A 21,979-nucleotide genomic window follows, 5' to 3' on the forward strand; every position below is an offset into this window, starting at 1 on the left:
CCACCGGCCATGCTCGCGCCCGGCACGAGGCGAGCAAGAGCCGGGCACCGGCACTCAGGTGGTCGGGTGCTGCTCTGGATGATGCCCCTCCATGGTGCGGTGGGCATCGAAAGGCGAGGACCAGCCCCCGAGAAACATCCGAGCGCCAGCGAGGAACTCCTTCGGGCGGAATCCGAGCCTTTCGCGGGCGAGGAGGGGCATCATCCAGAGCGGCACCCGACTGCCCGATTGCCGGACGTTTTTACCGGACCTTCTTGCGCCCCGATCTTCAGTGTGCCCGCGCGTCGACCTCGTAGCTGGTGTTGATCGACTCGAAGAAATTGACCAGCTGCAGGGTGTCATTCGCCGCCGCCATCCATTTCGCCGGGTTGGCGACCCTGTAGTGAGGCTCGAAGCCCAGCTCCTCCAGACGGCGATCCGCGAGGTACTTCACATACTGGTTGATGTATTCCGCGTTCATGCCGAGTATGCCGCGTGGCAGCAGGTCACGGTTGTACCGTTCTTCCATCGCGACCCCGTCGATGATCATCTGCTTGATCTCGGCGGCGAAGTCCGCCGTCTGCAGGTCGGGGTTCTCATCGAGAACGGTCAAGATGAGGTTGATCCCGAACTTCAGGTGCAGGCTCTCGTCCCGGACGATCCAGTCGACCAGCGAGGCGAAGTTGCGCAAGAGGTTGCGTTGCCGGAAACTCAGCGCGACCATGAAGCCGCTGTAGAACCAGATGCCTTCCAGCACGATGTTGTAAGCGACCAGGTTGCGGACGAAGTCACGCTTGCCCTCGGTCGTGGTGATGTCCAGTTGCTGCTCGGTCATCCGGCGGATGTACCGGACCTCGAACTCTTCCTTTGCCGCCATCGAGGCGACGTTCACGTGTGCCTCGTACGCTTGCTGGCGATCGATCGGGAAGGTCTCGAGCACGTACTCGAAGGCCATGACGTGATTGGCCTCTTCCCACATCTGCTTGGCCAGGTAGAGATGCGCTTCAGCCGCGTTGATGTACGGATAGACGCCGAAGGCGAGGGCCTTGTTGACCAGGAGCTCGTTGGGATTGAAGTAGCTCATCAGGAAGGTCAGGGCATGACGTTCCTCGTCGGACATCTTCTTGAAGTCCGCCAAGTCTTCGCCGAGCTGCACCTCGTGGGGAAACCACGTGTTGGCCACGGCCTGGTTGTACAGCTCATATGCCCACGGGTAGGCGACCGGTTTGAGCAGCAGCCCTTCCTGAATACCGGTACCGAGAATCGTCTGCGTCATAGTTGTGCTCCTCGTCGTAGTAGTCCGGGGTCCTGGCTACTGGCAGGAGTCGCATTCGACACGTTCCTGGGGATCGACCGGGCATGCGACGTCACCGACCACATCCGCTACCTCTTGTTCGACGACTTCCTGTCTTTCGTGCGCAGGCGCCTCCGCGCCGGAACTGGCGTCCTCGGCGGGTCGGCTCACCGCGGAGGCGAAGCCGAACCCGCGACGTCGGCTCGAGCCCGGACCGGCATGTGCACCGGAAGCCACGGCTGACGGCCGCCCCGATCCGGCTACCGGCCCGTGTCCGGTGGCCGTCGCCACCGCGGGCCGCGGACCATGACCACCCGCACCCGGCGAGGTCTCTGCTTTGTTGACTCGCACCGTGCTGAGTTCGGCCGAATGCCGTGGCTTCATGTGCAGGTAATACGTGGTTTTCAGGCCCTTGGCCCACGCCTCGGAGTAGATGTCCACCATGTCGCCGAGGTCACGGGTCTCCAGGTACATATTCCGGCTGATCGCTTGGTCGATCCACTTCTGAGCCCGAGCCGCCACTTCGATAAATGCGTACGGCGACAGCTGGAACGAGGTCTTGTACACAGCCTTGAGATCGTCGGTGACGTCTTTCAAGGCGGACACGTCACCCTGCGCGCGCAGCAGATCTTCCCGAACCGATTCCCAGAGGCCACGCGCTTTGAGGTCGCTCACCAAGTTACGGTTCACCTCGAGGAACTTGCCGGAACTCGTCGCCCGGCTGAAGATCTGCGAAAACTGCGGGTCGAGGCCGGGGGTCGTGCCCGCGACCAATCCGATGGATGCGGTCGGCGCGATTGCCAGCAGGGTCGCATTACGCATGCCGCCACGCACCTTCGTCCGCAACGAGTCCCAGTCCAGCCGCGCCGTGCGGTCCACCGTCAGCGGCCGGCCACGTCGCTTCTCGGTGATCCCCACTGTGTCGAACGGCACCATGCCCTGGCTCCAGCGAGAGCCCTGGAAGTTCGCATAGGCGCCGCGTTCACGAGCCAGGTCGGCACTCGCATCGATGGCGTGCCAGCTCACGAACTCCATCAACCGGTCGATCAGCTCATAGGCCGGTTCGCTCTCATACGACCATCCCAGCCGCTCGACCACATCGGTGAACCCCATGACTCCCAGCCCGACAGCCCGGTTGAGTTCGTTCGACCGTTCAGCCTCCGGCACCGACGAGATCGTGATGTCGATCAGGTTGTCCAGCTGCCGGACCGCGAGCCGGACGCTCTGCCGCAGCCGGTCCCATTCGATGGCGTCGTCGATCGAACCGCCTGGGTCGGGCCGGACGTGCCGGGCCAGGTTGATCGATGCCAGGTTGCACACCGCGACGTTGTCCCGATCCTGCGGCAAGCAGATCTCGGTGCAGAGGTTCGAGAGATGAATGGTCCCGGTGTTGTTGTTCAGAGCCCGGTTATTGATCGTGTCTTTCCAGGTCAGCCACGGATGCGACGTCGTCTGCAAGCTGATCAGGATCGCCTTGAACTGCTCCCGTGCCTTGATCTTCTGATACGTGCGGAGCTCACCGTCCTCAGCAGCGGCAACGTACTGCGCATAACGCCGGGAGAAGTCCGCTCCGTAAAGCTCGGTCAGATCGGGGACCTCGAGCGGATCGAACAGATACCAGTCATCGTCGTCGGCGACTCGCTTCATGAACTCGTCGGAGATCCACACCGCGGTGTTCGCCGTACGGGTGCGCCGATACGGATCTCCGGCGTTCTGCCGGAGGTCGAGGAATTGTGGAAAGTCCAGGTGCCAGTTCTCCATGTAGAAACACAGCGCACCGAACTTCTTGCCGCCGCGAGACACCGCCCGCAAGGTGGAGTCGATCGTGTGCATGAACGGGATCGGTCCCGTCGACGTGGTGTTGTTGCTGCGGATCGGCGACCCTTCAGCTCGAAGTTTGGTGACCGAGAGCCCGATACCGCCGGTGCCTTTCGTCAGCCACATCACGTCACGAACGCTCTTCGCGATGTGATCGATGTCGTCGTGCATCTCCATGACGAAGCAGTTCGACAGCTGCGCGTAGGACGTGCCGGCGTTGACCAGAGTCGATCCGGCAGCGAGATACTCCAGGCGGGACATCTTGTCGTAGAACTCCAGAGCCGACGTCGTCGGGTCGGGCTCGTTGAGTGCCAAGCCCATGGCCACCCGCATCCAGAAGAACTGCGGCACCTCGAGCAGTTCGCCGGCCGGTCCACGTACCAGGTACCTGTTACATATGGTCACGGCACCGATATAGCGGAGGAGGTCGTCGCGGCCAGGATCCAGCGCACTCGCGAGCCGCGACATCTCGAATCGGCTGGCCAGACGGGCGTCGAGCATCCCGGCGGCCACCCCGCTCTGGACGTAACCGGCGAAATGCCGGCGGTGCAGAGCAACCAGCTCATCACCACTCTCGTAGTCGCCCAGAACGCGCTTGTACACGGTCTTGAGCAGCAACCGGCTGGCCACCGTGTCGAAGGCCGGGTCATCCTTGACGTTCTGCAGAGCTACCTGAATGACCGCCTCGTCCAGCTGTTCGCTGGTCACGCCGTCGAAGAGGGTGATCTCCAGCTCCGACTGAAGCTGGGTGACTCGAACTACTCGGTCGTCCAGACCCGTGCTGGCCGCTTCAATGGCCCGGGCGATCTTGTAGCCGTCGTACGGCTCCACCGATCCGTCCCGCTTGACGACGGTGATGTTCATGCGCTCTCCTTGCGAGTTCGTCGTTTCCAGGGTCGTAGAACTCGAGGCAGGGCAAGGGATCGCGACGGCAGATACCGCCGGTGGCAGATTCAGCCGCCGGTAGCTTGGCAGTCTCGTCCCCTGGCCTTCCCTCGAGACCACGGACTGTCGCACCACTGAATGCGACGCGCTGGCAGGTTTTCGGACTCACGGGCGATGACGCCCCTCATACCGAGGACGCCGGCCTACTGACCGTCGCTTCCCAGGCTGGCGGCGTCGCCGATCTCGTGAAGATCGAACGCCTGCCGACCCAGTGCTTCTGACGGGGTTCGTTCCCGTACACCGCTGCGGGGCAGTCCCGGCCTCTCACCGGGTTCCCTGTTGCCGCTCCAACTCTGGATGACCTGAAGCACCAGCTGATCTGACCACACTATCTTGTAGTTACGACGATGCAAGTCACCTATATGTTGTGGCGTGTCGCACGTTGGCGGGAAGTGAGTGCTAGTCGTCCGTTATTCGCTATCGGTTGGATACCCGGCGCCACGAGAATGTCTGCGTACATCACTCACATACGGAGACATTCATGACGCGTACGGCGCCGAGATCGGCCATGATCTGGGCCGCCCTGGGCACGGTCTACATCGTGTGGGGCTCCACCTATCTCGCGATCCGAGTCGTCGTGGATTCCGGCATCCCGCCGTTCCTAGGCATGGGTATCAGATTTCTCATCGCCGGACTGCTACTCCTCGGAATCCTGCTCCTCTTCAGCCGCCGTCCGCGGGTCGAGGGCTCCCGCCCTATCTGGCGCATCTCGGCGCGGGAGTTTCGCGCCACGGCCGTGATGGGTGTACTGCTGCTCGTCCTCGGCAACGGTGTGGTCGCGATCGCCGAGCAGACCGTCCCCAGCGGACTCACCGCGTTGATCATCGGCGCGATCCCCCTGTGGTTCGTACTCCTCAGAGTCCTGGCAGGCGAGCGCCCCGGTTCTCTGACCTGGCTGGGAGTGTTGGTCGGGCTCGGTGGGCTGACCGTCATCAGCCTGTCTCGTGGTGGCATCGACGGCGTCGAGACCTGGGGTGTGCTGCTTCTGTTCTGCGCGACCGTGTCGTGGGCGTTCGGCTCGTTCATCTCGCCACGTCTGGGCCTGCCCCGCAACGGATTCGCCGCCGCCACCTACGAGATGCTCGCGGCGGGCGTCATCTTGGTCACCATCTCGGTTATCACCGGTGAGGCGAGCGGCCTCGACGTCGGCGCTGTACCCGCACGGGGCTGGATCGCCCTGGCATACCTGGTGGTTCTCGGATCGCTGCTCGGGTTCACCGCGTACGTATACGCACTGGCACACGCCCCGTTGTCTCTCGTGGGCACCTACGCGTACGTCAATCCGGTTGTGGCCGTACTACTCGGCTGGGCGATCCTCGCCGAGCCGGTCACCAGCATCGTCGTCGTCGGCGGCGCGTTTCTCGTGGGCGGCGTCGCACTGGTCATGACGTCCGAGAGGACGGCCCGGCCGACACCTGAGGACGACGAGGAGCCCCCGCCGGGACAGGCCGACCTGGCCAGCGAACGCACCGGCTGAGGCCTATCTGCCAGCGAAAGGCTGATCATCCATGCCACGTTCAACCGCACGCTACGTGGCGGTATTGCCGTCCCGCCACGTAGCGTGCTGAGTTGTTCAGTTCAGCGCGAGTTCATGCTCCTGCGCCGGGGCATCGAGCACCACGCCGGCACCGACCGAGTGCATGATCCGCATGGACTGAAGCGCGCGATCATATGCCTCGAGCGCCTCGTCCGTCCGGCCGAGATCCCGGTAGAGATCACCGAGCTCGCGCCAGGCCGCGGCGGCCCGCCGGGACGCACCCATGGCCTCCAGCATGGAGGCCGCCAGAGCACCTTCGCGCGCACTCTGGTCGACGTCACCTTCAGCACGGAGTACCCGAGCGAGAACCAAACGTGCCCGAGCCGCCTCCATCCGCGGCTGGTCATCCAGATCACGCAGGGCCGACTGCGCGGCTTCATGAGCTTCGTCCAGCCGTCCGAGAGTCAGCAGCGCATCCGCGCGAGTGCTGTCCAGGTGCCGGATGTCGTCCACGCCACCCTGCGTGGTGATCTCGCGGCGAACGCTGTCGAGGAGATCAAGGGCCTCAGTGGCCCGGGGTTCGTCTCCCTGCAGGAGTAGCCAGGCGTAAGCCATCCGCAGCCGCGCCAGGTTGCGGCGGTCGTCACCCTCGCCGAACAACGCTAGTGCGCGATCAACCAGATTGAGCGCCTGCGCGAGGTCACCACGGGATTCAGCGATCACGGAGGCGTTCCAGTAGGCAGCTCCCCGGGTGTGAGGCGCGCCCATCTCATCAGCGGCCCGCACCAGCTCGGCCGCGAGCGTCCGCGAACGGACGATGTCACCGCGGCCGTGATAGGCGCTGAGCACCGTGCAACCGAGCCGGACGTATTCGTCGGTGTGCTCCAGCCCCATCTCGCTGGCCGAACGCATTGCTTCCTCGCCGATCTGGATAGCCATGTCGAGGTCGCCCGCGCTCTGGTAGCAGCGAGACATTGCCAACGCGACGTCGAGCCACGGCTGAACCTCGGGCGCCTGCCGGGCCTCGTCGGCCAGCCCACCCAGGAGGTCGATGGCACCCTCGATGTCGCCCTTGCGCTCCAGCGCCTGCGCCTGCCCGAGGCGAGCCTGACGGCTCTGCTCGTCGTTGAGGCCGGGGTCACCGATCAACGCCGTGAAGCCGTCGTATGCGTCGTCGGCCCGGCCGTCGTAAAGCGCCTTCTCGGCCCGGCCAAGAGCCAGGCGGGCACGAGTACGAACCGAGGCGTCGACACCGTCCCGCAGATACTCGACATCAATGCGCAGGCGTTCCGCAATATGCGCCAGCGCGGCAGCAGCGGGCTGACGGCGACCGCTCTCGACGAGCGAAACATAGCTGGGAGACAACATTCCCTCGGCGATATCCGCCTGGGAAAGGCCCAGTTCCACCCGCCGTGTGCGAATACGCTGACCGACGGGCGTTGGGACCGGCGCCTCGTCAAGTGTTGCTTGTGGCTGCTCTGTCATGACACTATTGCACTACAGGTAGTCATTTTTTGCTAGTCCTAGTGACCAGGAGGTCGATCTCGGTGGCCCGTCTCAGGCGCGTACTGGCTGTCACACTCGCGGCACTTACCCTGACGGCGGCTGCTGCAACAGTTGCCGCACCGGCATCTGCTGACACGATCGAGCCCAACTGGCCAACTATGTGCTGCTAGCAGTAGCATTGAAGACGCACGGACGACTAGCTGCGTCTCGCCCCCCGAACGCAGGTATGTCGTCCGTGCCTTTTTGCGCCCTGTGACCTCAGTACTTTCTCACTGACTGTCACCAGTTACTCACACTCAGTGACTATGTCGCATTGCCTATTGCCTGATCCATTCGGCGGCAACCCGGATGACAATGTTGTTGGCTTCAGGCTCGGCAACAGTCACTCGACATCCTTCGCCACTAAAAGGTCGAACGATTATTCCGGATTCCGCACACTTCTGCGCGAATTCGTCCGTTTCGTCACCTAGATCCAGCCAGACGAAGTTGGCCTCGGTGCGAGGAATGTTCCATCCTTGATCCCGCAACGCCACGGCCACCCGGTCTCGCTCCCGCACCAGAGCCTCCACCCGCTCCAACAGGTGCTCTTCCTGCGCCAGGGATGTCACAGCCGCCACCTGGGCCAGTGCCGACACGCCGAACGGCACAGCCGTCTTCCGGAGCGCGTCGGCGATTTCGTCATGGGCGATCGCGAAACCCACCCGCATCCCGGCCAGACCGTAGGCCTTCGAAAAGGTCCGCAGGACACACAGATTCCGATGCCGCCGATACACCTCGAGCCCGTCCGCGGCCTCCGGATCTCGCACGAACTCCCGATAGGCCTCATCCAGAACCACCAGTACGTCCCGTGGCACTCGCTCCAGGAACGCGTCCAGTTCGGATCTGGACACCGCCGGCCCCGTGGGGTTGTTGGGGCTGCAGACCAGCACCAGCCTGGTGCGCTCCGTGATCGCATCGGCCATCGCGTCGAGGTTGTGCCGGGCGTCCTGGTCGAGCGGTACCCGGACCGACGTGGCTCCTGACACTCCGACCACGATCGGATAGGCCTCGAACGAGCGCCAGGCGTAGACCACTTCGTCGCCCTCGGATGCGCACGCCTGCACTATCTGCTGCAGCACACCAACGCTGCCAGTACCGGTGGCAATGTGTTCAGCCGGCACCTCGAACCGATCCGCCAACGCCGCCACGAGCTCGGTGGCGAACATGTCCGGATAACGGTTCATCGATCTAGCGGCCGCGACGACGGCGTCCTCGACCCCCGGCAGCGGTGGATACGGGTTCTCGTTCGACGAGATCTTGAACGGCGCGGGGGCGCCACCTCCCGTCGCCGAACGCCCAGGGCGGTACGACGGCAAGCCGTCTAGCGCCGAGCGCAGCCGGACGCGCCTCGAATCGGGGCCGGCTTCGTTGCTAACGGAGTCATTCGATGGCGTCATGCTGACGCACGATATACGCTCAGCCCCCGTGTTCTCCTTCCTGATACGCATCGTCATCAACGGCCTGGCTCTGTGGGTGGCCACCGAGCTCGTCGGGGGCGTCAACGTCACCGGCGCAGACTCCACCACTGACCGAGTCCTGACATTGCTGGTGATCGGGCTGATCTTCGCCCTGATCAACACGTTCATCAAACCGCTCGTGCAGATTCTCACGCTGCCGCTGTTCATCGTGACGCTGGGCTTGTTCACGTTCATCGTCAACGCGCTGATGCTGTGGCTGACCGGGTGGGTAGCGGATCAACTGAACGTTCCGTTCGAAGTCACGGACTTCTTCTGGTCCGCTGTGCTGGGCGCTTTGGTTGTCTCGTTCGTCAGCTGGATCCTCAACCTTTTGTTGCCGAAATAGGAACCAAACGGCTGACGCCAGGCCTTCCGTTACCCCTGTACCGTCGCGTATGTTGGTGTCCGACAACGCACGACGATGGCTGCCGCGCCGGTGGCCGCGGGGGTCGTAGTGCCAGTTCTCATTCCCTTATGAGCATGGTGGACAACGACATGACAATTGGCCACGCCCCCGTAGCGTCGCTGCTGACAGAGCGCCCGCCTGAGGAGCATCTCATCGGGCAGCTTCCGCGACAGTCTCGCTCGCACCGCGATACCGCCGAAAACTCAGCTCTTCACCAGCAGTACGAGGTCGTGTATGACGACGCCGAGGGCCGCCCGCTACTGGCGTTCACTGACGGCCAATGGTGGGACATGACCTCCTACACTCCACGGCCTGTCACGGTGCGGTTCGCGCTACGCCGCGACCCGTCGTGGGCCGGTGCGGTTGTCCAAACCGTCTGTCTGTGGATGCGCAGCCATCCGAATGACGAGCGCTCCTTCGATCTGGCGACCGAGCTCGCGCTGGCCGTCGGTGAACTGGCGCGGCAACAGAGCTGATCGGATCACATCGTCGTGGCAACAACACGGCCGGACACGCATATCAGGGCATGCGTCGTCTGTGCCGGAAACATCTGCCGCTCTCCCATAGCGGAGGCGGTGTTCACCGAACATCTGGCTGCCGCCGGTATGGCCGAATACGTGCGGATCGAGTCGGCCGGCACCGGCGGCTGGCACGTCGGTGAGCCGGCCGATCCTCGTGCGCTTGCCACGCTGCGTGCCCACGGTTACGACGCCTCCCGGCACCACGCCAGACAATTCCAGGCCTCGTGGTTCGACGACTTCGACCTTGTCATTGCGCTCGACCGCGCCAATGCTGCTGACTTGCGCCGACTCGCTCCGGTGGAATCCGCCCGAGACAAGATCCGATTGCTCCGCAGCTACGACCCCGCGGCGCACGGTACCTCCGATCTTGATGTGCCAGACCCTTACTACGGAGACGATTCCGGCTTCGAGCACGTGCTTCGGCTTGTGGAAGCCGCGGGCGCCGGATTCACCGCCCAAATCAAGGCTGAGTTGGATCCAGCGAGCCGAACAGACTCTCCGAAGGCCCCGTGAACGTCGTCCGACAACTATCGCAGGAAGCAGGCCTCGATGTTGCCTGTCGATTCTCTCGACCCAACCAGGCTGAGTGACCTTCTCGGCGAGCAGGTCGTCAATGTCGAGGCAGTAGGCGGCGGCGATATCTGCCAGGCACACAAGGCCAGCATGGGCCATGGGCGAGCGGTGTTCGTCAAGACTCGTTCGCAAGCACCGGAGGGATTCTTCGAGTCCGAGGCCAACGGCCTGGCTAGGCTTGGTTCCGCGCCCGGCGGCGCGCCTGTCCCGCGGGTACTGGCCGCGAATACTGAATGCCTGGTGCTCGAGTGGATCGCGCCGGAACCGCCGTCAGCCCTGGCCGCCGAACGGTTCGGCCGCGCACTTGCCGCCACTCATCGCAGCGGCAACGCAGTCTTCGGCTCAGACACCGGCGATGGCTGGATCGGCACTCTGCACCTGCCGGGTGGACCGTGGCCTGACTGGCCAACGATGTGGGCCGCCGGTCGCCTCGAACCGTACCTTCGCGCGGCGCGCGACAACGGCTCGGTCAGCAAACGAGACGCCGCGGACGTCAGCCGAGTCATCGACAACATCTCGCACCTGGCCGGACCGGCGGAGCCGCCTGCACTTATCCATGGGGATCTGTGGGCAGGCAATGTCTTGTGGGGCCAGGACGGACGATGCTGGCTCGTCGACCCCGCGGCGCACGGCGGTCACCGGGAGTCGGATCTGGCCATGCTGACGCTCTTCGGCCTCCCCCACCTCGAACGTGTCTTGTCCAGCTATCACGAGGCATCACCACTGGCCGATGGTTGGCGCGACCGCGTGCCTGTCCACCAGTTGCACCCGATCCTGGTCCATGCGGTGTTGTTCGGAGGCTCGTACGGCCCGCGAGCCGGACAGCTGGCCCGGCTGGCGTTAAGCGGATAACGTCCGCGGCCGAGCGCAGCCGGCGGCTTGTACTGAGGCCAGTCTCCACCTTGCGGAGGAGGCCAACATCCATTTCCTGGAATGACCACACGGCGCCCGGAGAACCGCTATTTTCGGCGGGGGCGGTTTATTGCGCTGCCCACAACAAGCACAGGAGTTTATCGATGATCACCGCGCAAGGCCTGCGAAAGCGCTACGGGGACAAGACGGCCGTAGACGATCTTTCGTTCAACGTTCGCCCCGGTGTGGTCACCGGGTTCCTCGGCCCGAACGGGGCCGGCAAGTCGACCACCATGCGGCTCATGCTCGATCTCGACCACGGCGCCGGCGAGACCCGGTTCGACGGGCGCCGTTTCGACGAGATCCGCCACCCCATGCACGAGATCGGCGCGGTCCTCGAGGCGAAGGCGTTCCACCCGACCAGGACGGCCCGCAACCATCTGCGGATGCTCGCCGCGGGCAGCCGGATACCGAGGAAACGCGTCGACGAGGTCCTGGATTTCGTCGGCTTATCCGATGTGAAATCGAAGAAGCCGCGTGGATTCTCGCTGGGCATGGCCCAGCGCCTCGGCCTGGCACAGGCGCTGCTCGGCGAGCCGGGCACGCTCATCCTAGACGAACCCGCCAACGGACTCGATCCACACGGTATCCATTGGCTGCGGGATGTGCTGAAGACTCTCGCCTCCCAAGGGCGCACCATATTCGTCTCCAGCCACCTCCTCTCCGAGATGTCGCTCATGGCCGACGAGCTTGTTGTCATCGGTCGCGGAAAGATGATCTTCAATGGCGACGTCGACACCTTCGTCCGCCAGTTCACCCAGTCGACCGTGCTCGTGAAGACGCCTTCCGCGAGCGAGTTCGCCGAGACTCTGAAAGGCATGGGGGCAACGATCGATCCGGCTCCAGAAGGCGGACTGCTGGTCTCGGGCGCCGACGCGTCCGTCATCGGCGAGCTCGCCCACCGCGACAACATCATCCTGCATGAGCTGGCCACTCAGAGCGCTTCACTCGAAGAGGCCTTCATCACCGCAACAGGGGCCTCCGAAGAGTACGTGGCTCACGGGCTCACCGCGCCGGAGGCCACCCAATCGAGCGGCGTCGATTCCAGTCCGCCCGCGGCCGGCCGGGAGCAAGAACCCAGCACCGGAAGCGGTCAGCGGACCGACGCGAACGAGCCCTCCGGAGGTACGGCATGACCGACGCACTGCGATTCGAGTCCGTCCGCATCCGCACGCTTCGGTCCACGTACTGGCTGATCGGCCTCGGGTTGATTCTCACGGCTGGCGTGGCACTCATCATCGCCATTGCCACCAGGGATGACACGCTCGACGACGTACTCGTGCGTGATGTACTCACCGGTGGTGGCGACTTCGCGACGTTCATCCCTATCTTCATCGCGATCATCGGCATCTTCGCCACCGGCCACGAGTACCGGCACGGCACCATCCAGCCGACTCTGCTGGCAATCCCGCAGCGCTCCACCATCCTGACGGCCAAGATCGCGCTGATTCTCGTGACCGCCGTCATCGTCACCGTTCTGTCGATAGCTATCAACCTGCTCGTCGGCTCGATCTTCTGGGGCGAGATCCCGGATCTGACCGGCAGTCCGCTCAGCGAGGCGCTGTTCGGCTACGTGATCATGGTCATGATCTACGGCGTGCTCGGACTGGCTCTCGCTCAGCTGTTCCGGGGGATCCCGTCGGCCATCGTCGTGCTGTTCGTCGTCCCGTTGGTCGTCGAGTCGCTCGTCGCCGGGTTGTCGACCGTCGACGCCCTGGATTGGCTGCAGCCGGTCCTGAAGTTCCTGCCGTTCGGCGCCGGGCAGCGGCTGATCGCGATGGAAGACTACGACCCGATGGGCGGGCCCGACTTCGACTATCTGGACCGGTGGGCCTCCGGTGGCGTGTTCGCCGGGTTCACGCTGATCATCCTGCTGGTCGCGTGGTTCCTGTTCAAAAAGCGCGACGCCTGACCCACCCGCCCTCACCTAAATGATCATGTTTGGTGGGTTTTCTCGTGCGTCACCATGTCTGCAGGCATCGTGACGCACGGGAGGCCCTGGTGATGCGATGCGCGCGGCTCAACCGCGCCGCCGGTTCCGGCCAGTGGTCCAACCAGCATCGAAACTCTCGTACGACGCTACGCCGCTCTCACAGCACGACGACGCCGTGCGCGGCCGAACGCGGCCTGAAACCGATCCCGCACTGAAACATCTCGGCCGAGGTCGCGCCACACAAGCCGGGCGAGTTCGTAGCCCATTTGGCGCAGCTGGTCTTCGCGTTGTTTCTCGCGCCATACCACGCTTGCGGGATCGTCATCCGGGCCGAGTGAACGCTCGTACTTCGACCTTCCATCGAACTCGCCGAGCGTTCTTTCCTCCTCGAACAGGAAGTCCGGCCGGAATATCTGTCCATCGGGACCAGGTATCACCACCTGCAACCGCGGCCGGGGAAGGCCGATCCGTTCGAACTGCACACGTGCCCGCGACTCACCTACAGATTCCGCGGCCCCGTCGGCAAATGCGACGACACGCCCTGCAGCGCGTGCACCACGCCAGGTGCGCATGCGATCAAGTGTCCGTAGCAACCGATCGTGATCATTTCCGAACCGCGCGAGGGCGGCGTCAGCCGTCACGACACCCTGTTCGAAGGGCACGTCGCGTGCGATGTCGACGGCCGTGCGCGCCGGCGCCGTCAACGTCATGCCATCGACGACGCAAAGATCTTCGCCCGGCAACGCGGCCGCGTGGTGCATCACACCGGCTTCGAGCCTGGCAGCGTGCAGGTCAGCACGCGTGACGTGCACTACGGAAAGATCCACGCCCCAGGTGGGCAGGCCTAGCATGACCGCTGCCGACACATGACTGGGCACGGCAGGTACCTTGAGTTGCCGGACCACTGCGGACGTCATGGATCGATGACGACCCACATCGTCGAGCGCCTCCCAGACCGGCGTCTCAACGTATGCGCCGCGCCGAATGGCCGTCAGGACGCCGCTGCGCCGCAGGCGCATGATCTCGTCGTCGGTAAAACCGGCCTCGATCAACTGCGGGCGGAGGATGACGTTGCCTTGCTGTGCGGCTAGTGCCTGCAGTTGAGGATCCATACGTACGATCGTCGCGATCCCGGACCAACGACGGAAGCGCGGTGCCCTGGTTTGTGGATAACTGCGAGAGAACCCGGCCCGTCTGTGGATAACTCCGGCCGGCATCGAGTGCCCGCCCCGCCGAACCAGGTGACCATCTGCCGACGCCGCCAGACGTTACGTTGTTTTCTCGGGCCTCACGATGCCCGCAGGCATGGTGACGCACGAGAAAACCCACCAAACATGATCATTTAGGTGAGGGGCGGCCGAGAGTCAGATGGTGACCAGGCCGCCGGGTGTGCGGAAACTTACGGACTGCAGACCCGGTTGGCCGTTGGGATTGGTCCAGACGACGTTGACGTCCTCGAGCGGATGCGATTCCGGCTCACCGAGCCAATCGGCCACCCGGTGCGGATCGCCCGCGATCTCAAGACCCACCAGCTCGACGTCGTGGCCGCCTTTGGACGGGTGCTCAGCCGGGTCCGACTCCCAGCGGATGAAGAAGGGCAGCTGTGGGTCGTTGATCAGACCCTTGATGCCGATTTGCTTCCACAACAGTTCGAAGCCGTCCGGGCGCTTCCGGTTACCCTGCACGGCAGGGCGCTCCAACCGGCGCTCGACTGGCATGAGCTCGTCTACCGCGACGACCCATCCGAGCCATCCGCCACCGGAATCGGAGCGAGCTTGCACCGCCTGCCGGAAGGGCACGGTGTCTGCTGCCGGGTGGTCCAGGACGGCGACGACCTCGAGGTAGTGGCCACGGGTCAGAGGCAGCACCCGGTTCCGGGTGCCGAACCGCGGGTGAATGCCACCGTCGCCGAACGGGACGCCAAGCTCATCAGCGAGGCGGGCCGCTGTCGCGTCGAGTCCATCTGGTCCTGCCGCGTAAGAGACGTGATCGAGCCGCATGACACGCATCGTCGCAGCCTCCACTCGATGACAATCGGTCAGGCTGCCCTAACCTCGGGCAGAATGGCGTGTATGCCCCAGGTGACAGCCGTGTGCCGAGTCCACCGGCTCATGCCGGATGCCGGAACCGTCGGCATCACGGCCATCGACAAACGCCCCGTGGAAGAACCCGTCCGGGTTCGTTCCTTGGGCCTCTATTCCGACATCCAAGCCGACCGGGAGAATCACGGCGGCGTCGACCAGGCGGTGTACGCATATGCCGACGAGGACGCCAGCTGGTGGGCAGCCGAGCTGGGCCGAGATGTCCCGCCGGGGCTGTTCGGTGAGAACCTGCGGACGACGGGGTTGCCGACCAGCGACGCCGTGGTCGGTGAGCAGTGGACGATCGGGGCCGACGGCCTGGTACTCGAGGCCACCATGCCGCGTACACCCTGCGCGACATTCGCCCGGCGCATCGGGGAGAAACGCTGGGTGCGACGCTTCGCCGAGGTGGCAGCCACCGGCGCCTACCTGCGTGTGGTCAGCAATGGACTGGTCCGTGCGGGTGATCGGATAGAGGTCAGCCGACGGCCGTCGCACGGCGTGACCATACGTGAGGTTTTCACCGGGCCGACAGCTGATCAAGCCCACGCTCTGCTCGACGCGCACGCGTCTGGGGAAGTGGTGCTCTCGGACAAGGTCAGCATGATCGCTCACCGGGTTCTGAACCGGCTCGGCGCATGAGCGCGAATTATGGCGGTCAACGGGCATAATAGGTACCGGTCAAAATTAACTCGTCGACGGCATCTCGAACGCGGGAGCAGATCATGCATCAGCCAGGCAACGGCACCCGTGAGGAGATCACGATCGGAGTGGTAGGCGCCGACGAGATCGTGCGCCGGATCGTGTCGGTCGCCCGCGAATCCGGGAATCCTTCGTGGCGGCTGATCGCCTCCGTCTATGGAGTGGAACAAGAAGCACACACTCAGGCGATGAAGATCGCCTCTCGCATCGATGTCTGCCTGTTCGCCGGTCCCCTGCCCTACGACATCGCCACCCGCCCTGGCGACCTGCCGGTTCCGGCCACCTACGTGCCAGTTGGTGGATCAGCCCTCTATGGCACCTTGCTCCGTGGTGCGCTCGACGAGATCTTCGATCCATTGCGGGTGAGCGTGGACTCGGTGCCGACCAATGACGTCCGCACCGCCTATCGCGAGGTCGGGCTCGATCCGTCCCACGTGCACGTCAAACCCTATACAGAACCCGAATCGGCGGACGAGTTCCTCAGCTTCCATCGAGAGCTCTACGACCGTGGCGAGACGACTGGCGCTGTCACGACGGTGCCGACGGTGGCGGCAGCCTTGGCCGAGGCCGGCATCCCGTCGTTGAAGATGACCGCCGCCGGCACCACCATCCGGCACACCCTGCAGACCGCGGCCCTGATCGGCAGCGGCGCCAAGCTCGAAGAGTCGCGGATCGTCACCATGATCGTGCGGGTGCCCAGCGGGGCGTTCCCGGCACACGCGAGCCCCAGCAACTACTGGTATCAGGAGCTGAAACTCTCGCTGCACCGAGAACTCCTCCGCGACGCCCGGCCGATGGACGCAGCGGTACTGGCCCGGGACGAGCACAGCTACCTCGTGGTGACCACCATGGGATCGCTGAACATCGCCACCGACGAGCTCACGGTGGCGCCGTTCCTCGGGCGCATCACCGCGGAGCTGGGCCTGCAGCTGGAGGTCGGCATCGGTTTGGGCCGCTCCACCCGGGAAGCCGAGCTCAATGCTCAGTCCGCCGTCGACAAAGCGTCGGCGGCCGGAGGTGGCACCGCCTTCCTGGTGGGGCCTGGCGACACCGTGCTCCAGCTGCCGGCCGACCGGCATGGCAACGTCCAGCCGGCGCCCTCGATGGCGAAAGACTCGAAGGCGATCGACGTTCTCAGCCGGCTCGCGGAAAAGTTGGACGACGAGCAAGACGGCGAGAGAATCGTCGACGCCGAGCGGGTCGCCGAACTGCTCGGAGTCACGCTACGCACCGCCCGGCGTACGTTGCACACGCTGGTGGACGAAGGACTGGCCTGGCCGATGCCGCCGGCCCGGTCCAGCAAGGTCGGCCGGCCGCCGCGGCCCTACCAGCTCCTCGTCGAGAAGATCCCCGGCTAAAAAGATCACCGGGCCCGCCCGCGAGATGACAGGAACAATGGGCGGCGGCCCCATACCTCGAGCCGCCGCCCGATGATCCGCCAGCCGGCATGTTCTAGATCATCACTACGCTTCCTGCTCGCGGGCCGCCACCTCGTTGCGGGCCGCCGACACCACTGCGTGCGGCGGCTTGGGTGATGGCAGCACGTTCCCGCGCAGTGATGACGCCCTCCTCCACCAGCTGACGGGTCACGTCCCGGACATGGCCCTGGAACGCTCCCCTGTTCGGCCAGTCGTCCTCATCCAGAATGAGGTCGTTGATGGTGCAACCGTCCTCGAGTGTGTAGTTGGGCACACCGCTGTCGATGTCACCGATGACGACGTTCTCTCGTGGATCCGGCTCGGGGCACGCACCGGGATCGCCGTCGCCGATGCTGAACTCGACCGACTGCCAGTCTTCGACGTTGCCGGCCACATCGACCGACCGGAACTCCACTTCGTGCTCTCCTGGGTCCGTCACGGTGAACGGCCCGGCATAGACGTCGTGCTCGTCGTCGCCGGCCATCCGGTAGTGCGTCGCCGCGACGCCCGAGGTGGCATCATCCCTCGTGAGAGTGACGGTCACCTCGCCAGTGAAGACGTCGCCGCTCTGGTCGCCCGCCAAGGAGGCCTCCGTCGCCGGCGGCGTCTGGTCGATCAGGAACTCGATCTCCTCGATCCCGGTCTCCATCGGCGGCGTACCGCTGGACGGCGTCACCTCGAACGTCGACACCATCCCGGTCCACGTCGTCGGATCATCCGGATCCACGAGGTTCGTATGCGGGGTGCAGTACACGTAGAACGTGCCCTCATCGACCGCCTCGAAGTAGAACGGATCATCCTCCCAATCGGACCCAACCGGGCGAGAGGCCAATTCGACACCGTTCTCATCCGTGATCACCACATCGTGTGGGAACGGAGGAACATACTGGAACTTGATCACATCGCCCTGTTGGACACTGAACTCGGTCTCACTGAAATCGAATCCGTTCTCCCCAACAAGGATCTCCTTCTCGGACGGCTCACCGTTGCCCGGCAGCACTGCCCGGTAATCGATGTTGTAGATGCCGTCCTCGTCGAACAGCAAGGGCTCGGTCCACGTGTGCCACTCGGACTCATCGGTCCTTGGACGCCACTGCAACACCGCATCGCGGTGGTTCGACTCCAGGGTGAGCGTGACTGGCGAGACGTACCAGGGGCTGGCGCCGTCGGGTTCCGCTGGGTCCAACGATGCCTCCACCGTCAGATCCCCCGGATCGTCATCCAGCTCTTTGAGCCACACGTTGCGGAACTCGACGTTCTCGCCGGGTGCTTGCCCTGAGGCATGGTTCTGCAGGCCGACGTAACCGTCGAGAGGCCGACTGCCGTCACCGGTGTATGTGGTGACCTCGACGCCGTTGAGGATCACGCGGTAGTCCTGGCCGATCGCCTCGATCTCCATCGTGTTCCATTCACCGATGGGGTTGGTGGCGAGTGGCTCGGCCGGGGCGAAGGTGTAGATCGCTCCGGTCCTGGTGAACGGATCGTCGGTGGCTTCGTAGATCTGGATCTCGTACCCTTCGTCGACCGGGTTCCACGGATCGCCCTGCGGATCCGGGAATCGGACAAAGACACCGGAGTTGTCGGCGGGGTCCTGGACCCTGAAGTCCACCTGCATCACGTAGTCATCGAACGTCTGCTCGTGATACCACAGCAGACCCATCCCACCATGGGGCTGGAGCAAGCCGCATTCGTCGACCTCGAAGCCGCCAGGACCGATGTGGGTCCAGCCGTCGAGCGTCTCACCATCGAACAATGACTCGTAGCCCTCCGGTGGCGTCGCCGGGTCCGGGCATCCGGGATCGGTCAGATCCTGGACCCAGACGTCACGGAAGAACACGTTGTCGGACACGCGGTTGTTCTGGAGTCCGATGTAGCCGGACGACAAGTCACGGCCCGAATCATCGGGATTCTCGAACTCGTTGACCAGTTCCTCGTTGATCCACACCCGGATCATCGGGTCTTCGACCTCGATCACCATGTTGTTCCACTCGCCGGCTACGGCTGGGAACGAGGTCGGCCCCTGAAAGGTGTAGATCGCCCCGGTCTTATGCTCATCCCCCGCGCCGGGGAATCCGCCGGAGTCGTCGATCTGGATCTCGAAGCCTTCGTTCACGCCGACCCACGGGTCGTTGCCCGGGTCGGGGAACCCGACGAACACGCCGGAGTTGTCGTCCTCAGCGACTGCTTTGAAGTCGAGGTGCAGCCGGTAGGACTCGAACTCGTCCTCGTGCCACAGCATCCCCAGCCCCGCTGGGTCACCGATCGACTCGAGAGCACATGCGCCCTCACGGTCCTCGTCCGGGACGACGGCGAACCCGCCAGGACCAGCCTGGTTCCAGCCGTCCAGCGTGGCGCCGTCCCACAGCGCCCGGTATCCCGCGTCGACCGACGGTGCCTCGCACTCCTCGATCGGGTCGTCCTCCCCAACGCACAGCGAGAAATCGGTGAACATCGCGGTCAGCGGGATATCGATCTCATTTGGACCATGCACCGCGAAGAAGCCGAACTCGGGATCGTCGTATTGCGAGATCGGCGCCGGCCTACCTGCATTGATCCAGCTTTCGCCGTCCAGTGAATACGCGGCGGCGACGTCCGAGCCATTGCTCGACAACCGCAGGTTGAGCGTGTGTGGCGCATTGGTCAGCGTGCGGTTGTCGACGCCACTCTGGAAGCGAATCTCCCCGTTCTCGTGATAGAGGTACTCGAACCTGCCATTCGCCTGGCCGATGTACGGCGGGAAGAACGCGAACTTCGTGAAGTTCTCGTCGTCGGCGTAGATGATGAACCCGGCCTGGTCATGACTGACCGATTCCTCCGGCAGCTCGACCGTGACCTCGGCTACCCAACGTTCATCCGGAACCGGAGTCAGGATCAGGTTCTGCCCATCTGTGTTGATGTTGCCGCTCATATGGTTGCTGATCATGTCGCCCTGCAGCATGTCGATCTCGAGCGCGCCGTCGGTGACCCGGTAGCCGTCGGCATCCTCGCGGATGATCGTCGGCCACATCTCCCGATCAAGCTCGGTCCCGGCGAACTCGTCGAACACGCACTCTTCAAGGGGAGGAGAGTCGTCGCTCACGTGATCAACCCGGTAGAGCCCTGCGCTCGGGCTGGGCCCGAAGGCGCCTCCCTCCAGCACATACAGAGAACCATCCGGGCCGAAGTCGCCATCCATCATGCGCACCCAGCTCTGCCCGGGAAGAAAATCGTTGATCGCGGTCACGGTCTCATCCTCGTCGAGCTCGACCGTCTTCACGTGGCCGCGGTGAAGGTCGAGAATGAACCAGAGTCCGTCATAGTGCTCAGGGAACTTGGTCTCGGAGTCGAGGCTCTCGTCATAGCGGTACACCGGACCCGACATCGGACCACCAGCACCGGACCCCATGTTCAGGAACGGCTCCGGGATCGGGTTGATCTCACGATCCGGCCATCCGACCCAGGTTGTCGGCCAACCCGCCCAGCTCCGCGGGTAATAGATCGTCGCCGGCTTCACCGGCGGGGTCTGCTCGAGCCCGGTGTTGTTCGGCGAGTCATTGATCGGACCGTTGTCGCAATCATAGAAATCGCCCAGCGGCTCGTTCGTCTCGTAGTCCCAAGGGCGGTACGGGTAGTTGTTCCCGATACAGAACGGGTACCCGAAGTTGGCCGCCTCCGACGTCGCGTGGTACAGATCAAATCCCCACGGACCGCGCTCGGTCCATTCACCTAAGCGGTCAGGGCCATAGTTGCCGATGTGCAGCCGGTCGGTCTCGGGGTCGATCGAGATCCGGAACGGGTTTCGGAAACCCATTGCGAAGATCTCGGCCCGGGTCAGGTCAGGGTCGTATTCGTCCGGCGGGAACAGGTTGCCGTCAGGGATCGTGTAGGTACCGTCCGGCTGCGGTGTTATCCGCAGTACCTTCCCACGCAGATCGTTCGTGTTACCCGACGTCCGCCGGTCATCGTTGTACCAATGAGTCGGGCGGTTATCGAGCGGCGAATACTGGTTGTTCAGATCTGGCGGCGACTCATCACCGGTGCTCAGGTACAAGTTACCCGCGGAATCGAATTCAAGGTCCCCCGCCACGTGGCAGCAGTGCGTCTTGTTGTATGGCACCTTCAACATGACGATTTCCGAGGACATGTCAAGCTCGTCGTCTTCAACCGCGAACCGAGACAGGAAATGGTTGTCCTCGTCTCGGCTGGTGTAATAGACATACACCCAGCCGTTGGAGTCGAAGTCCGGATCCAGCGCCAGCCCCAGAAGCCCGCCTTCGTTGTTCTTCGATCCTTCGAAATCAGGGTTCGGCGGCAACGGATGGTCGTCGAACACGCTCATCTCGGCGGCCACGGTCACCTGTTCGGTCTCCGGGTGATACACCCGGAGCACACCGTCGCGGCTGGCCACGAACACCCTGCCATCAGGCGCTATGTCCATGGCCATCGGCTCCGGGACATCAGGCGTCAGCAGCAATTTCTCGAACTCATCACCCGCGGACAGCTCCGCGAAGGTGGAGTTCAGGTCCTCCGGCTCTGCAGTCACCTGCGCGGCGACCGGCACACTCACAAGGCCTGACATCACCAGCACGGAGAAGAGGAGAACGGACACGGATCGCTTACCCAACATGGTCCCTCCAGGGGGTTGCCGGTATGAGCTAATGGATCGCGCGTTCATTTATTAAAGAAACTTTCTTAATGTTTGAATATGATTCTATTCGCCTGAAATGTCCTGTCAAGGGTCAGGAAACGACAAGTTATCGCCCAACTCGCGCACATTCAGGCGTGAAGTCATCAACGATCGGGCCAATTTCCGCGAAGGCGGAGGATGTAGTCGCGCTGGGGTTGTCGTCGGCCGACGACAACCCCTCGCCAGGAGGCCTGGTACCGCGAGCGGCGACTCTTCTACTCGGGCGGGTGCTCAATCACTGGTGAATTGGTG

At 63.9% G+C, this 21,979-nt stretch carries 16 protein-coding genes and 1 riboswitch; of the genes, 9 read left to right on the forward strand and 7 right to left on the reverse strand.

Features of this window, described 5'->3' with window-relative positions:
* Positions 1 to 268: 268 nt before the first annotated feature.
* Together F7O44_RS23910 and F7O44_RS23915 are read right to left on the reverse strand one after the other, a co-directional pair.
* Positions 269 to 1,255 (reverse strand): ribonucleotide-diphosphate reductase subunit beta, encoded by a 987-nt coding sequence (locus tag F7O44_RS23910; RefSeq protein ID WP_162452827.1) that lies wholly within the window; start codon positions 1,253 to 1,255, stop codon positions 269 to 271.
* 36 nt (positions 1,256 to 1,291) lie between these two features.
* Positions 1,292 to 3,955, reverse strand: a complete 2,664-nt coding sequence (locus tag F7O44_RS23915) for a ribonucleoside-diphosphate reductase subunit alpha (protein ID WP_162452828.1) — start codon at positions 3,953 to 3,955, stop codon at positions 1,292 to 1,294.
* A 154-nt stretch (positions 3,956 to 4,109) separates the two neighbouring features.
* A riboswitch (cobalamin riboswitch) is annotated at positions 4,110 to 4,366 on the reverse strand.
* A gap of 151 nt (positions 4,367 to 4,517) precedes the next feature.
* Between F7O44_RS23915 and F7O44_RS23920 the strand changes: the two genes are divergently transcribed.
* Positions 4,518 to 5,513: an EamA family transporter gene (locus F7O44_RS23920; RefSeq protein WP_162452829.1), complete on the forward strand. Its 996-nt coding sequence runs from the start codon at positions 4,518 to 4,520 to the stop codon at positions 5,511 to 5,513.
* A 96-nt stretch (positions 5,514 to 5,609) separates the two neighbouring features.
* Here the strand turns inward: F7O44_RS23920 and F7O44_RS23925 are convergent, their stop codons facing one another.
* Together F7O44_RS23925 and hisC are read right to left on the reverse strand one after the other, a co-directional pair.
* Positions 5,610 to 6,998 carry a helix-turn-helix domain-containing protein gene (locus F7O44_RS23925; RefSeq protein ID WP_162452830.1) on the reverse strand — a complete coding sequence of 463 codons (1,389 nt, stop codon included), beginning with the start codon at positions 6,996 to 6,998 and terminating at the stop codon, positions 5,610 to 5,612.
* A 338-nt stretch (positions 6,999 to 7,336) separates the two neighbouring features.
* Complete coding sequence (hisC, locus tag F7O44_RS23930; RefSeq protein WP_162452831.1) at positions 7,337 to 8,455, reverse strand: histidinol-phosphate transaminase; 1,119 nt, start codon at positions 8,453 to 8,455, stop codon at positions 7,337 to 7,339.
* Between hisC and F7O44_RS23935 the strand changes: the two genes are divergently transcribed.
* From F7O44_RS23935 to F7O44_RS23960, 6 genes are all read left to right on the forward strand, one after another.
* Positions 8,454 to 8,861 (forward strand): phage holin family protein, encoded by a 408-nt coding sequence (locus F7O44_RS23935; protein ID WP_187361608.1) that lies wholly within the window; start codon positions 8,454 to 8,456, stop codon positions 8,859 to 8,861. The two genes, hisC and F7O44_RS23935, sit on opposite strands and share 2 nt — an antisense overlap.
* A 149-nt stretch (positions 8,862 to 9,010) precedes the next feature.
* Positions 9,011 to 9,397, forward strand: coding sequence for a hypothetical protein (locus F7O44_RS23940; protein ID WP_162452833.1), 387 nt, complete (start codon positions 9,011 to 9,013; stop codon positions 9,395 to 9,397).
* 42 nt (positions 9,398 to 9,439) lie between these two features.
* A complete protein-coding gene (locus tag F7O44_RS23945; protein WP_162452962.1) occupies positions 9,440 to 9,955 on the forward strand; it encodes an arsenate reductase/protein-tyrosine-phosphatase family protein in 516 nt (171 codons plus the stop codon).
* A gap of 36 nt (positions 9,956 to 9,991) precedes the next feature.
* Positions 9,992 to 10,867, forward strand: a complete 876-nt coding sequence (locus F7O44_RS23950; protein ID WP_162452834.1) for a fructosamine kinase family protein — start codon at positions 9,992 to 9,994, stop codon at positions 10,865 to 10,867.
* Positions 10,868 to 11,031: 164 nt separating this feature from the next.
* Positions 11,032 to 12,063: an ATP-binding cassette domain-containing protein gene (locus F7O44_RS23955; RefSeq protein ID WP_162452835.1), complete on the forward strand. Its 1,032-nt coding sequence runs from the start codon at positions 11,032 to 11,034 to the stop codon at positions 12,061 to 12,063.
* Positions 12,060 to 12,839: an ABC transporter permease gene (locus F7O44_RS23960; RefSeq protein ID WP_162452836.1), complete on the forward strand. Its 780-nt coding sequence runs from the start codon at positions 12,060 to 12,062 to the stop codon at positions 12,837 to 12,839. The genes F7O44_RS23955 and F7O44_RS23960 overlap by 4 nt, the downstream gene beginning before the upstream one ends.
* Before the next feature lie 167 nt (positions 12,840 to 13,006).
* Here the strand turns inward: F7O44_RS23960 and F7O44_RS23965 are convergent, their stop codons facing one another.
* Both F7O44_RS23965 and F7O44_RS23970 read right to left on the reverse strand, forming a co-directional pair.
* On the reverse strand, positions 13,007 to 13,972 hold the full coding sequence (locus tag F7O44_RS23965; RefSeq protein WP_162452837.1) for a type IV toxin-antitoxin system AbiEi family antitoxin domain-containing protein: 966 nt from the start codon (positions 13,970 to 13,972) through the stop codon (positions 13,007 to 13,009).
* Positions 13,973 to 14,224: 252 nt separating this feature from the next.
* On the reverse strand, positions 14,225 to 14,860 hold the full coding sequence (locus F7O44_RS23970; protein ID WP_162452963.1) for a VOC family protein: 636 nt from the start codon (positions 14,858 to 14,860) through the stop codon (positions 14,225 to 14,227).
* A 72-nt stretch (positions 14,861 to 14,932) separates the two neighbouring features.
* On the opposite strand from F7O44_RS23970, the gene F7O44_RS23975 reads away from it, so the two are divergent.
* Together F7O44_RS23975 and F7O44_RS23980 are read left to right on the forward strand one after the other, a co-directional pair.
* Positions 14,933 to 15,583 (forward strand): MOSC domain-containing protein, encoded by a 651-nt coding sequence (locus F7O44_RS23975; RefSeq protein WP_162452838.1) that lies wholly within the window; start codon positions 14,933 to 14,935, stop codon positions 15,581 to 15,583.
* 83 nt (positions 15,584 to 15,666) lie between these two features.
* Entirely contained in the window at positions 15,667 to 17,001 is a 1,335-nt protein-coding gene (locus tag F7O44_RS23980) for a transcriptional regulator (protein WP_162452839.1), read from the forward strand.
* Positions 17,002 to 17,095: 94 nt separating this feature from the next.
* On the opposite strand, the gene F7O44_RS23985 is transcribed toward F7O44_RS23980, so the two are convergent.
* Positions 17,096 to 21,667: a 3-keto-alpha-glucoside-1,2-lyase-like domain-containing protein gene (locus tag F7O44_RS23985; protein WP_222851642.1), complete on the reverse strand. Its 4,572-nt coding sequence runs from the start codon at positions 21,665 to 21,667 to the stop codon at positions 17,096 to 17,098.
* Between the last annotated feature and the right edge of the window lie 312 nt (positions 21,668 to 21,979).

This window comes from Phytoactinopolyspora mesophila (assembly GCF_010122465.1).
In the GTDB taxonomy this organism is placed as follows: domain Bacteria; phylum Actinomycetota; class Actinomycetes; order Jiangellales; family Jiangellaceae; genus Phytoactinopolyspora; species Phytoactinopolyspora mesophila.

What these genes read in the sequence shown, in the direction of transcription:
- F7O44_RS23910 (WP_162452827.1), bottom strand. Translation starts at nt 1,255, where the DNA reads ATGACGCAGACGATTCTCGGTACCGGTATTCAGGAAGGGCTGCTGCTC.
- F7O44_RS23915 (WP_162452828.1), bottom strand. Translation starts at nt 3,955, where the DNA reads ATGAACATCACCGTCGTCAAGCGGGACGGATCGGTGGAGCCGTACGAC.
- F7O44_RS23920 (WP_162452829.1), top strand. Translation starts at nt 4,518, where the DNA reads ATGACGCGTACGGCGCCGAGATCGGCCATGATCTGGGCCGCCCTGGGC.
- F7O44_RS23925 (WP_162452830.1), bottom strand. Translation starts at nt 6,998, where the DNA reads ATGACAGAGCAGCCACAAGCAACACTTGACGAGGCGCCGGTCCCAACG.
- F7O44_RS23935 (WP_187361608.1), top strand. Translation starts at nt 8,454, where the DNA reads ATGCTGACGCACGATATACGCTCAGCCCCCGTGTTCTCCTTCCTGATA.
- hisC (WP_162452831.1), bottom strand. Translation starts at nt 8,455, where the DNA reads ATGACGCCATCGAATGACTCCGTTAGCAACGAAGCCGGCCCCGATTCG.
- F7O44_RS23940 (WP_162452833.1), top strand. Translation starts at nt 9,011, where the DNA reads ATGACAATTGGCCACGCCCCCGTAGCGTCGCTGCTGACAGAGCGCCCG.
- F7O44_RS23950 (WP_162452834.1), top strand. Translation starts at nt 9,992, where the DNA reads ATGTTGCCTGTCGATTCTCTCGACCCAACCAGGCTGAGTGACCTTCTC.
- F7O44_RS23955 (WP_162452835.1), top strand. Translation starts at nt 11,032, where the DNA reads ATGATCACCGCGCAAGGCCTGCGAAAGCGCTACGGGGACAAGACGGCC.
- F7O44_RS23960 (WP_162452836.1), top strand. Translation starts at nt 12,060, where the DNA reads ATGACCGACGCACTGCGATTCGAGTCCGTCCGCATCCGCACGCTTCGG.
- F7O44_RS23965 (WP_162452837.1), bottom strand. Translation starts at nt 13,972, where the DNA reads ATGGATCCTCAACTGCAGGCACTAGCCGCACAGCAAGGCAACGTCATC.
- F7O44_RS23970 (WP_162452963.1), bottom strand. Translation starts at nt 14,860, where the DNA reads ATGCGGCTCGATCACGTCTCTTACGCGGCAGGACCAGATGGACTCGAC.
- F7O44_RS23975 (WP_162452838.1), top strand. Translation starts at nt 14,933, where the DNA reads ATGCCCCAGGTGACAGCCGTGTGCCGAGTCCACCGGCTCATGCCGGAT.
- F7O44_RS23980 (WP_162452839.1), top strand. Translation starts at nt 15,667, where the DNA reads ATGCATCAGCCAGGCAACGGCACCCGTGAGGAGATCACGATCGGAGTG.
- F7O44_RS23985 (WP_222851642.1), bottom strand. Translation starts at nt 21,667, where the DNA reads ATGTTGGGTAAGCGATCCGTGTCCGTTCTCCTCTTCTCCGTGCTGGTG.